Here is a 12,736-nt window from a genome sequence, read left to right as displayed (position 1 = left end):
CCCTGGTATGGAACCCATGCTTGCCCCGCTGCGGGGCACGCTACGCCTGTTTGAGGATCTCCTCGTACAGCCGGACCGTCCGCCGGGCCACCGCGTCCCAGCCGAACTCGTCCACCGCACGTGCCCGTCCGGCCTCGCCCATACGGCGCCCGGCCTCCGGATCGCCGAGGACCGAGTCCAGCGCACGGGCCAGGCCCGCCTCGAAGGCGTCGCCGCCAAAGTCCACGGGGACGAGGAGTCCGGTCACCCCGTCCTCCACGACCTCCGGGATCCCGCCGACCCGGGAGGCCACGACGGGAGTGCCGCAGGCCATCGCCTCCAGGTTGACGATGCCGAGGGGTTCGTACACCGACGGGCAGACGAACACGGCCGCGTGCGTGAGGAGTTGGATCACCTCGGGACGCGGCAGCATGCGCGGGATCCAGTGCACGCCGTCCCGGGCGCGGCTGAGCTCGGCGAACAGGTCGCGGAACTCCTGGTCTATCTCCGGGGTGTCGGGGGCTCCCGCGCACAGCACGACCTGGGCCGCCGGGTCGATGTCCCGGACGGCGCGCAGCAGATGGGGCACGCCCTTCTGGCGGGTGATCCGGCCGACGAACAGCACGAACGGGCGGTCCGGGTCGAGGCCGATGCGGTCGAGGGCGTCGGTGCCGTGGTCGGGCCGGTACAGGCTGGTGTCGATGCCGTTGTGCACGACGTGCACGCGGTCCGGGGCGAGCGCCGGGTAGCAGGTGAGGATGTCCTCGCGCATCGCGCCGGAGACGGCGATCACCGCGTCGGCGGCCTCCACGGCGGTCCGCTCGGCCCAGCTCGACAGGGCGTAGCCGCCGCCGAGTTGCTCGGCCTTCCAGGGGCGCAGGGGCTCCAGCGAGTGCGCGGTCACCACGTGCGGGACGCCGTGCAGCTGCTGGGCGAGGTGGCCGGCGAGATTGGCGTACCAGGTGTGCGAGTGGACGAGTTCGCGGCCTTCGAGGGCGGCGGCCATGGCGAGGTCCACGGAGAAGGTGCGCAGCGCGTCGTTGGAGCCGTCCAGGGCGGACCAGGGGCGGTGGCGCTGGACGCCCTCCGCCCGTTCCCTCAGGGAGCTCTCGCCCCAGCAGTGCACGTCGAGGTCGACGAGCCGGCGCAACTCCCGGGCGAGGAACTCGACATGGACGCCCGCACCGCCGTACACGTCCGGGGGGTACTCCCGGGTCAGCAGTCCCACTCGCACCCGGAACCCCCCATTCTCAGCGGCTTGTTCCTTCATGGTCACCCAGACGGGGCGTGCGGGGAAGAGCGCGGGGGTCGTGTGAAGCAACAGTCACCGCAGACGCCCCCGCCGGGCACCCGGTAGTAGAGGCAGCAGCTGCGCCGGCGGAAGGCGGTGCCGGCGGGGGTGTCGGTGCGGGTGCCGGTGTCCGCGAGGAGGGGGTGGGCGAGGAGTTCGGCGGTGAGGGCACGCGCGCGTGCGGCGGCCTCGGGGCGCCGGTGCGCGTGCGCCCACCGCTCCAGCTGCCGGGCGGCTCCCGCCAGGGCGGAGGCGGCGTTGCCCCGCAGCAGGCCCGGGGCGACGGGGTGGCGGGCGCGCAGGGCCGCCGACAGGGGTTCGAGGTGACCGTCCAGGACGGTCGCGGCGAGGGTCGCCGCGTCGCCGGGCAGGGCCCTGACCTCGGTCAGCCACAGGTCGTCGGGGGCGCTCCCGTCCGGGTCCCAGCGCAGCAGCCGCGGGTCCAGGTCGGGCAGACCGCCGTACAGGACGGCACAGCCCAGCGCGGCCGACCACAGCCGGGCCGCGAGTCCCTGCTGGGCCACGGAGGCCCCGATCCGCTCCTCGGGGGCCCGCAGTGCCCGGGCCACTTTCCGGACGCGGAAGGTCAGCGGATCTCCGTGAACGTCCGATGACAGGTGTGCGTAGGTCTGCGCGAGGGTCGGCAGGGGCCGCGGCGGCTCTCCGGCGACGCGTAGGAGGAAGAAGCCGCCGAGCGGGCGCAGCGCGGCGAGTTCGGGGTCGAGGTCCACGACGTGCAGTAGTACCAAGGGGATTCGGAGGGGTGATCAGGGGGATCCCCTACACGTCACCCGTCTGAGGGAGGACCGTGGGTCCGTCGTACTCCATCGGCAGTAGGACGCATTGCGTGCTCAGGTACGACGACGGGAACAGATCGACAAGGCATCGTGTTGGTTATGGAAGCCGACCGTTCGCCGCGCCGGGCCCCGAGCCCCGGCCTCACGCAGAGGAGCAGCTCATGAGCGCCCTCGCGTTGTCCGTGGTCCTGTCGCTGATCTCCGCCGTCGCGTACGCGTCCGGTGCGATCGTGCAGGAGCAGGTCGCGGTGTCCTCCCCCAGTGAGGAATACGCGCCGCTGCGCCGCCCGGGCTGGTGGGCGGCGGTCGCGCTGAACGGCCTCGGTGGACTGCTGCACGTGGTGGCGCTCGCCTACGGTCCGCTGAGTCTGGTGCAGCCGCTGGGCGCGCTGACCATCGTGTTCGCGTTGCCCATGGCCGCGCTGTTCGTCGGCCGCAGGGCCGGGGCGGCGGCCTGGCGGGGCGCGATCATGGCGACGGTGGGTCTGGCGGGTCTGCTGGCCCTGGTCGGCGCCTCCGACGCGCAGTCGCTGAGCACCCCGCAGCGGGTGAGCGTGGCCGTGGTCACCGCCGGTGCGGTGGTGGCGCTGATGGTCGCCGCGCGGACCGCGCACCGGCACCCGGCGGTGCGCAGCATGCTGCTGGCGACGGCGTCGGGCATCGCCTTCGGCATGTCGTCGGTGTTCACCAAGACCGTCGCGGTCGACTGGACCGACGGCGTCTCCACGGCCGACGTGCCCTCCCTGGCTGTGATCGGTGTGCTGGCCACGGCCGGCATGCTGCTGTCGCAGGCCGCCTACCGCGGCGCGGGCCTCGCGGCCCCGCTGGCCACGCTGACCGTGGTCAACCCGGTGGTGGCGGCCGCGGTCGGCATCACGATGTTCGGCGAGACGTTCCGCTACGGCACCACGGGCACCGTGCTCGCGCTGAGCTGTGGTGTGGTGGCTGCGGGCGGTCTGATCCTGCTGACCACCGAGCGTCTTCAAGGCGGATCCGCTGTGGCCGGGCTTCCGCCTGCGCAGGCCGAACCGGCACTGACGCCGGCCGCCGAGGAGTTGCCCAAGGAGGTGCTGCGGCAGCCGGTCACGCCGCCGCGGCAGGAAGAGGCCCTCGAGGAGGAGCTGCTCGTGCCGGCCCGGGCGCTGGTACCGGCCCAGGCCGGGGAACCCTCCTCGGAAGAGGACCCGGCGGAGCTGCGGGACGTGCCGCCGGTCTTCTTCCACAACCCGCTCTACAGCGCCGCCTACATCCCGGTGCCGGCCGTCGACCGGCACCGGGTGCGGGTCAAATCCTGACGCCGCCGGCCCGCAGGTACGCCAGCGGGTCGACGTCCGATCCGAAGCCGGGTCCCGTCCGCACCTCGAAGTGCAGATGCGGGCCCGTGCTGTTGCCCGTGGAGCCGGAACGCCCGATGCGCTGGCCGCCGCCCACCGACTGCCCGTCCCGCACGGAGATCGCGGACAGGTGGGCGTACTGGGTGTAGCGGCCGTCGGCGTGTCTGATGACCACCTGGTAGCCGAAGGATCCGCCCCAGCCCGCGCTGACCACCGTGCCCGACGCGACCGCCTTCACGGAGGTCCCGGTGGGCACGGGGAAGTCAACGCCGGTGTGGTAGCCCTTCGACCAGGAGGAGCCGGTCGCGTGGTACGGCGTTCCGGTGGCCGCGGCGACCGGCGCGACGAGGGAATGGCCGGTCTGCGCCTTGTCGTCGGCGTCGGAGTCGTTCTCGGTCCGCGGCTTGGAGGTGCCGGGGCTCGTCGTGGTCGTGGAGGTGCCGCCCGCGGCGCGCAGTTTCAGCCGCTGACCCGGCAGGATCAGGTCGGGATCGGCGCCGATGGTGGTCCGGTTGGCGGCGTAGAGCCGTCGCCAGCCGCCCTTGACCTCCTGGGTGTCGGCGATCTCGGAGAGGGTGTCGCCGCGGACGACGGTGTACATCTGAGCCGTGCCGGCCCGGGACTGGGGCGTGGACTGCGGCTGTACGTCCTTCAGCGACGTCTTCCCGGCCTTGGAGGTACCGCCGGAGCCGCCGTCCGACGTACCGCTCGGGTGGATGTCGGGGCTGTCGCCGCCCCGGGACAGTCCGGCCCGCACCGAGCACACCGGCCAGGCGCCGGGCCCCTGACCATCCAGGACCTTCTCCGCGACGGCGATCTGCTGGTCCTTGGTGGCCAGGTCCGCGCGCTGCGCGTACCGCTTGCCGCCGTACGCCTCCCAGGTCGACTGGGTGAACTGCAGTCCGCCGTAGAAGCCGTTGCCGGTGTTGATGTGCCAGTTGTTGCTGGACTCGCACGCGGCGACCTTGTTCCACGTGTCCACGTCGGCGGCGTGGGCGACGCCGGTGCCGATGAGCGGTATCGCCATGCCGGCGCCGCCCGCGGTGACCGTGAGTGAGGCCCGGTTGATCCTGTTCGGCTGGTACCGGCGGTGCCGGCCGCGTACGGCCATGGAGATCCCCCTCGACATGCGTCGGAAGGGGCCAAAGTAAGGTCCGCTCACAGCCCGTGACAAGACGGCAATCAGCCGCTCCGGCTCCCCCACGAACACCGGAAAACCCGTCAGGATGGCCCTGCGGGAAACAACAGCAACGAAACAGACGGGCACCACTTCTAGGAGCCAGCTTTATGAGCACTACAGCGCAGATCGGCGTGACGGGACTCGCGGTCATGGGCCGCAACCTCGCCCGCAACTTCGCGCGCAACGGTTACACGGTGGCGCTGCACAACCGGACGGTGGCGCGGACCCACGCGCTGGTGGAGGAGTTCGGGCACGAGGGCGCGTTCGTGGCGGCGGAGACCGCCAAGGACTTCGTGGCGGCGCTGGAGCGGCCCCGCCGCCTGGTCATCATGGTGAAGGCCGGTGAGCCGACCGACGCCGTCATCCAGGAGTTCGCCCCGCTCCTCGAACCCGGCGACATGATCATCGACGGCGGCAACGCGCACTTCGCGGACACCCGGCGCCGCGAGCGCGAACTGCGCGAGCAGGGCATCCACTTCGTCGGCACGGGCATCTCCGGCGGCGAGGAGGGCGCGCTGCACGGACCGAGCATCATGCCGGGCGGTTCGAAGGAGTCGTACGACTCGCTCGGCCCCATGCTGGAGAGGATCTCCGCGAAGGCGGCGGACGGCGCGCCCTGTGTGACGCACGTCGGGCCGGACGGCGCCGGGCACTTCGTGAAGATGGTCCACAACGGCATCGAGTACGCCGACATGCAGCTGATCGGCGAGGCGTACCAGCTGCTGCGCGATGTCGCCGGGTACGCGCCGGCGCAGATCGCGGAGATCTTCCGCACGTGGAACACGGGCCGGCTCGACTCCTACCTGATCGAGATCACGGCCGAGGTGCTGTCCCACGTGGACGCGGCGACCGGCGAGCCGTTCGTGGACGTGGTCGTGGACGAGGCCGAACAGAAGGGCACGGGCCGCTGGACCGTCCAGATCGCCCTCGATCTGGGCGTACCGGTGTCGGGCATCGCGGAGGCGGTCTTCGCCCGCTCGCTGTCCGGCCACGCGGCGCTGCGGGACGCGTCGCGCGGGCTGGCCGGGCCGAAGGCGGCCCCGCTGGGCGAGGCGGAGGCGGCGGCCTTCGCCGACCGCGTGGAGCAGGCGCTGTACGCGTCGAAGATCGTGTCGTACACACAGGGCTTCCACGAGATCGCCGCGGGCAGCGAGGAGTACGGCTGGGACATCGACCTCGGTGCCGTCTCCGCGATCTGGCGCGGCGGCTGCATCATCCGGGCGGCCTTCCTGGACCGGATCCGCGCGGCGTACGACGCGCGGGCGGATCTGCCGAGCCTGCTGTCGGACGAGACGTTCGCCTCCGAGATCGCGGCGGCGCAGGACGACTGGCGTGAGGTGCTGGTGTCCGCGACGCGTCAGGGTGTGCCCACGCCCGGGTTCGCCGCGGCGCTGGCGTATTACGACGCGTTGCGTGCCGAGCGGCTGCCTGCGGCGCTCACGCAGGGGCAGCGGGACTTCTTCGGGGCGCACACGTATCGGAGGGTGGACCGGGAGGGGGCGTTCCACACGTTGTGGGGTGGGGATCGGTCGGAGGTTTCGGCGTAACGCCCACTGAGGAGGGTGGATCTCCGGTTCGGCGAGTGCGGGTGTGTGGGAGCTGGTCGCGCCCACGCGGCGGAGCCGCAAATCGACAGAGTCCCGCGCCCCGTCAGGGTGGGCGGTGTCTTTGAGGCACCGCTCACCGGTCATTACGTCAGGGGTGGGCCCGGTTCCGGGTTGGGGACGGGTTCCGGGCCTGGAGGGATCGGGGACGGGGAGGGCTCGGGCGGGGGGCCCGGGATGGGAGGTGGCTGGGGGGCCGGTGAGGGCTCGGGGCCGGGTACCGGGCTGGGGTACGGGTCCGGTGGGCCCGGCGGCGGGGCGGGATCGGGGGGTGGGGTGGTCATCGTGTCCTCCGGCCAGTCGCGTGGCTTGGCTCTGGACTACTCCCCGCGTACCCGGCGCCGCCCTGGCCACTCACCCGGGTGGGCCCGGCCGGTGGTCAGAACCGGCCGGGGTGCGCCCGCAGCCAGTCCTTGGCGGCGGTCAGCAGCTCGGGGTCGGCCGCCGGGGCCTCCTCGGGGTGGCGGGCGGCCCACTTCACGACGTACGGGCAGAGCGGGGCGACCGGGACGCCCTCGCGCGCGGCCGTGACGTACAGCTCGCGCGCCAGGGAGCCCGCTATGCCCTTGCCCTCGTGGGCCGGCTCGACGATGGTGTGCACCGGGACGAGGGCCCGGGCGGGCGACTCCAGCACGAAGTACTCGATGCGGCCCACGACCTCGCCGCCGTCGCCGACGGCTTCGAGGCGGCCCGCCGCCCGGTCGTCGCGGATCTCGATGTCGCTCATGGGCACTCCCGGTGCGATGCGTACGGACGGTACGGCCGACGCCTCACTCAGGCGGACACCGCCTGCGGGCTGCGCCGCTGGTCGGAGCCCGGTACCGGCTCCGAGGCGTCGGCCCCCAGGGCCACGATCCGGTTGTCGCCGTCCACGTGCACGACCCGTGGCTTCAGCGCCCTCGCCTCGGCGTCGGTGACCTGAGCGTAACTGATGATGATCACCAGATCGCCGGGATGCACGAGATGGGCGGCGGCACCATTGATCCCGACGACCCCCGAGCCGCGCTCGCCCTCGATGACGTACGTCTCCAGCCGCGCCCCGTTGGTGATGTCGACGATGTGGACCAGCTCGCCGGGCAGCAGGTCGGCGGCGTCCAGCAGATCGGCATCGATGGTCACGGATCCGACGTAGTGCAGGTCGGCCTGGGTGACGGTGGCGCGATGGATCTTGGACTTGAACAGAGTACGCAGCACTTTGGACTCCTGGAAGACGGCTCCCTGCCTGCTTTCTGCAGGTCAAAGGCGTTCTTCACTCTACAACGGCGCACTGGGACCCGATGACTGTGAGAAACATCGCTCTCCTCTTACCTGACGGCTCATCAGGTGCGTGAAAGGCCCAGGACGAGTCGTTGCCCGGGAACTCGATGCCCTTGCGGGCGAGGCGGTGCCTGATGCCGCGGGAGGACAGCCAGCGGTCATGTGGACCCAGTGCTCGTACGAGCGTGCGACGACTTCCTGCGGTCCCCGTCCGGCAACGGGTCGGCCGGCCCGGGCAGCCCGCTGGAACCGGCTCCTGGGACCGGGCGGTCGAGGGCCGACTCGGTGCTCTCGCCGAGGAAGCCGCCCGACTGGTGCTGCCACAGCTTGGCATAGGCACCGTTCGCCGCGAGCAGCTCCGCGTGGGGGCCCTGCTCGACGACGCTTCCGCGGTCGAGGACGACGAGACGGTCCATGCCGGCGACGGTGCTCAGACGGTGGGCGACCACGAGGGCCGTACGTCCGTCCATCAACCGCCACAGGGCGTCCTGGACGAGGAGCTCGCTCTCCGAGTCCAGCGCGCTGGTCGCCTCGTCGAGCAGCAGGATCGGGGCGTCGCGCAGGATGGCCCTGGCGAGGGCGACGCGCTGGCGCTGGCCGCCCGAGAGTTTCACCCCCCGCTCCCCCACCAGAGTGCCGAAACCGTCGGGGAGTTGGTCGGCGAACTCCGTGACGTGCGCGGCCGCGGCCGCGGCGTGGATCTCCTCGTCGGTGGCGCCGGGCCGGGCGAAGGCGATGTTGTCCCGCAGGCTGCGGTGGAACATGGCGGGTTCCTGCGGGACGTAGGCGATCAGTGAGCGCAGGTCGGTCTGGCGCAGCCGGCTGATGTCCTGCCCGCCGATCAGGATGCGTCCGTCGACGATGTCCGACATCCGCAGCAGGAGCCGGGTGAGTGTGGTCTTGCCGCCGCCGGACCTGCCGACCAGACCGATCCGTGCGCCTGCGGGCACGTCCAGGTCGAGTCCCTGGAAAATCGGCTTCGCGCCCGCGTGAGCGAAGGTCACCGCCTCGAAGCGGATGCCGGTGTCCCGCGGTGCGAGCGGTTCGGGTCCCGTCGGGTCGAGCACGGTGGGCGGCTCCAGCAGCAGCTCGGTGAACTGCGCGGCCTCGGTCATCGAGCTTTCCAGACGCCGGTAGATCTGGTTGAACTCGAACATGATCTGCGTCGCGTTGGAGTAGTAGGTGAAAGCGACGACGACCTCCTCCACTCCCTGGCCCGGACCACCGAAGGCGATGGCGACCAACAGACCCAGCACGTTGGTCAGCACGGACATGGGGGCGATCAGGGTGTCGACGCGCAGATTGCCGTAGTCCCACGACCTCAGCGTCAGGCGCCGGGAGTGCGCGACACGGTTGCGGTGTTCGTCGGCCTCCCGCCGCTCGGCTGCGAACGCCCGGATGGTCTCCATATTCATGAGGCTGTCGGCGACATGGCCGGAGACCCGGGCGATCGCCGCCTCACGGTCGTTGACGAGCCTCTGCCGACGACGGATCAGAGGTGTCGCGGCTGCCACGGTCAGCGCGATCATCACCAGAAGGCCGGCGACGAGCATCGGTTCGTAGCTCCACAGCACCACGGCACCGAACACCAGGGGGACGAGACTGCCCACGATCCGGTACGTCACCGTGTCGACGAAGTCCTCGAAGCGCTTGCCGAAGCTCAGCACCCGTTTGGTCAGGGAGCCGGCGAAGTTGTCGTGGAAGAATGCCGCGTCCTTGGCGAGGAGTTCATCCATGCCGCTCACGTACAGGTGTTCCATGCCAAGGGCGTCCACGCGGTTCAGGCAGTGCTGCCCGACCCGCCACACGGCCTCGGCGAGCAGCAGCGTCACCCCGAAGCCCAGCACGTACGGCAGCGCCGAGGCGAGAGTGAGACCACCGTCGTCGGCGGCCTGTCCCGCCAGTTTGGCGATCAGCAGGGGCGCGACGTAGCGGGTGCCGATATTGCCCAGGGCCGGCAGCAGCAGCGCGGGCAGGGCCAGCCGTCGTAGTCGCAACAGTTCCCGGCCGTAGCGGCGCAGTGCCAGAACGACCGCGCTCCTGCCCGGCGTCGGCCCTTGCGTATCTGTTGTCCCCATCACACTCCCGGAGGTTCGGAAGTCGGAAGTTTCCCGTCAAGGAAGGCCCTCAGTCCAGGCATTTACCGCGGACGGGTGACTAACAGACATCAACGCGTTCAGCGGAAGCAGCAGGGTTCTCCAGTGATGAGCACTACGACCGCCATGAACAGACCCGCGAGCGCGTCCACCCCGGGGAAGGCGGCTGTCCACCCACTTCCGCCCGTGCAGCCACACCCGGGCACCGCCAGATCCACCGGTACGACATCGGAGACCGCGCCCTCGACGCCGTAGCCACCGGCGAGCTCCGGGTTGAAGGCCGCCGCGATCTTGATCTCGCAGGCGTTGCAGAAGCCCGCGTCCACACACCACACCTGCGCCGAACCGCCCAGCTCCCGCGCCTTCTCCGGCACGTCGCCCGCCGGGCGCGGCGGAGCGCGCTCGGCCACCCGCCCCGTTTCACGGACCTTGCGCAACAGCCCCGTGAACCTCTCCTCGTACGGGTGAGGGGACGGCCGCCTCCCGATCCGCATCTGCTGTCCAGTTCACGGGAGACGGCCGTCGGATGCGGGCCGTCGTCACGACGGCGGTTCGGCCTGGGTCCGGGCGGCCTGGAGGTCGGCGAGCAGCTCGGCCTGGCCGGTCAGCACACCGGACAGGATCGTGCGGGCCACCCGCAGGAGCTCTGCGACATGCGGGCTGGTCAGCGAGTAGTACACCGTGGAACCCTCTCTGCGGGTCACCACCAGGTTCGCCCGCCGCAGCACCGCCAGTTGCTGGGAGAGGTGTGCGGGCTCGATGCCCACCTCGGGCAGCATCTCCGCGACGGCGTGCTCGCGCTCGCTGAGGAGTTCCAGGACCCGGATGCGGGCCGGATGCCCGAGCGTCTTGAAGAACTCGGCCTTCAGTTGGTACAGCGGCGTACTCACCGGGCCCTCCCTTCCCCGCAGCAACACAGCACCGCCGGCCGGACCTCGGCGCATCGCATCCACCCACTCGTCACACACATGCGGCCCATCCTCACCCGCGGAGCCGGTCACACCGAATCCGCGCCGAGATACCGGACCACCGATTCCAGCGGTGATGAACTCAGTAATTGCCAACATTAGCAATTACCTAGGCTACGTGAGGGAGGTTTACATGAGGGCGCCACCCACCAGCACGCGCAGAACGACCGCGGCTGATCCGCACACGGCAGCCGCGTCGCCACCGAGAAGGGCATCCGCGTCCTTCCCTTCTGGTGGCCGGCCTCGGGCGCCGGTGACATCGAGCATGCCGGCGCGGCAATGGCCGCCGAGGCATTCGCCCGCCAGTCGGGCGCCCGGCTGGCCGCCGGACGCCATGCCGTCACGCCCGACACCCCGTGGTCGCTCTCGCCTGCGCACTTGCGCACCGCTCCGTTCGTGGCCCGTCTGGTGCTGCCCTCGCCGAACGGCGCGTCCATCACGGTCGCCACCCCGCGCAGGGTGCCGCTGGTCGCCGCGTGCCTGCGCAACATCACCGCCGTCGGCAGCTGGCTCACCGAGCGTGGCTACGGCTCCCCCGCGCACCCGGTCGCCGTCATCGCCGCAGGAGAACAGTGGCCGGACGGCCGGCTGCGCCCCGCCGTCGAGGACCTCCTCGGTGCCGGCGCCCTCATCAGCGACCTGCACGCGCAGGGCGCGGTCCCGCTCTCCGTCGAGGCCGCCGCCGCGAGGGCCGCCTACGACGGCACGGCCGATCTCGCCACGCGGTCACCGCCGGTGCCTCGGGCCGCGAGCTGACGGCGCTGGGCTTCGCGGAGGACATCGCCATCGCCACACAGGAGGACGCCTGCGCGCTCGTACCGGTACGGGACGGCGACGGCGCCTTCGCCCGCGGATGACCCGGCAACGTCAGGGGCCGGCGTCCTCCGTCGGCCAGCCCGTGGTGCGCCACTCCTGGCGCTCCTCGCCCTGATCCGCCTTCTGTCCGCTGTGGTTTGCGGCGAGAGCTGCGGACAGGTCCGTGTGCACCGGGATGGACGGGCAGTCACCGGCCGGGACGAGTGAGCCGTCGGCGGGGATCGCCGCCAGCTCCAGTCTGCGGCCCACCTCGGCGAGGCGGCGAGCGGCGTCGGTGATGGCCCGCTGTCCCTCGGCCGACCAGCTGCGCAGCTCGGTGAGGTCGACGATGAGCGGGCCGGTGCCACGCGCGAGGGCCCAGCCGACGGCTCCGCTGAAGCGGCGCACGGCGTCGGGGCCAAGGTGTCCGGCGACGGAGAGAACGCCGAGATCGTCCTGGACGGTGTAGCGCCAGTCGATGGTCATCGTGGTGCACTTCCTTGCGCGGGTCGGGTGGTGGGGTCTGCGCTCAGATCCGAGGGGAGAGTGATCTCAGAGGGGGAGGGTGATCCAGATGCTTTTGCCCCGGCCGTCCGCGTCACCGCGGACCACCGCGGTACCACCCAGAGCGATGACGAACTCCATGACGGTCCCGAGCCCGCTCGCGCCGGGTCCGGCGGCCGACCCGTGGAGCGGAGGCTGATAGGGGTGGCGGTCGTGCACACCGAGGACCAGGCAGTCCGCGCCCGCCGCGTAGATCACGGTGACCTGTGGGGAGAGCACTGCGGCATGCCGGACACTGTTGGTCACCAGCTCGCTCAGGATCAGCAGCGCCGGATCCACCGTGGGATGACGCAGGCCGACTCCCCACTGGACCAGCGCCTGCTCGGCCGTCTCCCTCGCCACGCGGACGGCGGACGGCTCACTGGGCACTGTGAGCACATGCCGGTGCGGCAGTGCTTCGAGCCCGGCGGACATCAGCTCTCCGCGCGGGCGAGGCGGAAGCCTGTGACGGTCTTGGGGTGTATGCGCAGCACGGTGTCGTGCGGCCCATGGCTCCAGCCGGCCAGGGTGCGCCGGTAGTGGGCGGCTTCGTTCGGGTCGCCGATCACCTCGGCGGGGCCGGACACGGTGACCGTCCAGCCGGTGCCGGTCACGACCCGGATCTCCTCCACCTGATACGTCACCGCCTCGGGTACGACGGCCGCTTGGACGGGCGCCCGGACGATCAGACGCCCGTACTCCCACACATGCCGGGCCGGCCGTACGACGGTCTGCTCCCGCTGCACATACACCAGCCGGCCCAGGCTGCTGCCCTCCACCAGCCACAGCGCCTCCGCGCCGGACACCTCGACCATGCGCAGGGCCGCGGAGGGAAGGGTCATCGGGCAGGCTCCTCAACGGATTCGGTGGACTCGGTGGACTTCGTGCTGTT

Annotated in this window: 14 protein-coding genes; 3 read left to right on the top strand and 11 right to left on the bottom strand. The window is 71.4% G+C overall.

Going from position 1 to position 12,736, the window contains the following annotated elements; all coding sequences use genetic code 11:
• Positions 1-40: 40 nt before the first annotated feature.
• Positions 41-1,213: a glycogen synthase gene (glgA, locus tag ACIRF9_RS09060; RefSeq protein WP_403818464.1), complete on the bottom strand. Its 1,173-nt coding sequence runs from the start codon at positions 1,211-1,213 to the stop codon at positions 41-43.
• A 38-nt stretch (positions 1,214-1,251) separates the two neighbouring features.
• Positions 1,252-2,001, bottom strand: coding sequence for a (2Fe-2S)-binding protein (locus ACIRF9_RS09055; protein ID WP_403818462.1), 750 nt, complete (start codon positions 1,999-2,001; stop codon positions 1,252-1,254).
• A gap of 227 nt (positions 2,002-2,228) precedes the next feature.
• Here ACIRF9_RS09055 and ACIRF9_RS09050 point away from each other — a divergent pair, with 227 nt between their 5' ends.
• Positions 2,229-3,362: a DMT family transporter gene (locus ACIRF9_RS09050; RefSeq protein WP_403818460.1), complete on the top strand. Its 1,134-nt coding sequence runs from the start codon at positions 2,229-2,231 to the stop codon at positions 3,360-3,362.
• Here ACIRF9_RS09050 and ACIRF9_RS09045 read toward each other — a convergent pair.
• A complete protein-coding gene (locus ACIRF9_RS09045; RefSeq protein ID WP_403818459.1) occupies positions 3,352-4,512 on the bottom strand; it encodes a transglycosylase family protein in 1,161 nt (386 codons plus the stop codon). The two genes, ACIRF9_RS09050 and ACIRF9_RS09045, sit on opposite strands and share 11 nt — an antisense overlap.
• Before the next feature lie 176 nt (positions 4,513-4,688).
• Between ACIRF9_RS09045 and gndA the strand changes: the two genes are divergently transcribed.
• Positions 4,689-6,128: an NADP-dependent phosphogluconate dehydrogenase gene (gndA, locus tag ACIRF9_RS09040; RefSeq protein WP_403818457.1), complete on the top strand. Its 1,440-nt coding sequence runs from the start codon at positions 4,689-4,691 to the stop codon at positions 6,126-6,128.
• A 436-nt stretch (positions 6,129-6,564) separates the two neighbouring features.
• On the opposite strand, the gene ACIRF9_RS09035 is transcribed toward gndA, so the two are convergent.
• The 5 genes from ACIRF9_RS09035 to ACIRF9_RS09015 all read right to left on the bottom strand — a co-directional run bounded on the left by ACIRF9_RS09035 (position 6,565) and on the right by ACIRF9_RS09015 (position 10,428).
• Positions 6,565-6,912, bottom strand: a complete 348-nt coding sequence (locus ACIRF9_RS09035; protein WP_403818455.1) for a GNAT family N-acetyltransferase — start codon at positions 6,910-6,912, stop codon at positions 6,565-6,567.
• A gap of 47 nt (positions 6,913-6,959) precedes the next feature.
• On the bottom strand, positions 6,960-7,379 hold the full coding sequence (gene panD, locus ACIRF9_RS09030) for an aspartate 1-decarboxylase (RefSeq protein WP_403818454.1): 420 nt from the start codon (positions 7,377-7,379) through the stop codon (positions 6,960-6,962).
• Between the two features lie 221 nt (positions 7,380-7,600).
• Positions 7,601-9,520 (bottom strand): ABC transporter ATP-binding protein, encoded by a 1,920-nt coding sequence (locus tag ACIRF9_RS09025; protein WP_403818453.1) that lies wholly within the window; start codon positions 9,518-9,520, stop codon positions 7,601-7,603.
• Between the two features lie 98 nt (positions 9,521-9,618).
• Positions 9,619-9,975, bottom strand: a complete 357-nt coding sequence (locus tag ACIRF9_RS09020) for a hypothetical protein (protein WP_403818451.1) — start codon at positions 9,973-9,975, stop codon at positions 9,619-9,621.
• 102 nt (positions 9,976-10,077) lie between these two features.
• Positions 10,078-10,428, bottom strand: a complete 351-nt coding sequence (locus ACIRF9_RS09015; protein ID WP_403818449.1) for an ArsR/SmtB family transcription factor — start codon at positions 10,426-10,428, stop codon at positions 10,078-10,080.
• A gap of 357 nt (positions 10,429-10,785) precedes the next feature.
• Here ACIRF9_RS09015 and ACIRF9_RS09010 point away from each other — a divergent pair, with 357 nt between their 5' ends.
• A complete protein-coding gene (locus tag ACIRF9_RS09010; protein ID WP_403818448.1) occupies positions 10,786-11,262 on the top strand; it encodes a 2-phosphosulfolactate phosphatase in 477 nt (158 codons plus the stop codon).
• A 111-nt stretch (positions 11,263-11,373) separates the two neighbouring features.
• Here ACIRF9_RS09010 and ACIRF9_RS09005 read toward each other — a convergent pair whose 3' ends face one another.
• The 3 genes from ACIRF9_RS09005 to ACIRF9_RS08995 form a co-directional block, all read right to left on the bottom strand.
• On the bottom strand, positions 11,374-11,787 hold the full coding sequence (locus tag ACIRF9_RS09005; protein ID WP_403818446.1) for an STAS domain-containing protein: 414 nt from the start codon (positions 11,785-11,787) through the stop codon (positions 11,374-11,376).
• A 66-nt stretch (positions 11,788-11,853) separates the two neighbouring features.
• Positions 11,854-12,279 carry an ATP-binding protein gene (locus ACIRF9_RS09000; protein WP_403818444.1) on the bottom strand — a complete coding sequence of 142 codons (426 nt, stop codon included), beginning with the start codon at positions 12,277-12,279 and terminating at the stop codon, positions 11,854-11,856.
• Complete coding sequence (locus ACIRF9_RS08995; RefSeq protein ID WP_403818442.1) at positions 12,279-12,686, bottom strand: pyridoxamine 5'-phosphate oxidase family protein; 408 nt, start codon at positions 12,684-12,686, stop codon at positions 12,279-12,281. Before ACIRF9_RS08995 ends, ACIRF9_RS09000 begins: the two co-directional genes overlap by 1 nt.
• Positions 12,687-12,736: the final 50 nt, after the last annotated feature.

The organism is Streptomyces sp. NPDC096132 (genome assembly GCF_044763345.1).
Lineage (GTDB): Bacteria > Actinomycetota > Actinomycetes > Streptomycetales > Streptomycetaceae > Streptomyces.
The sequence above is the reverse complement of the archived record's forward strand: the minus strand, read 5'-3'. Positions and strand labels throughout refer to the sequence as shown.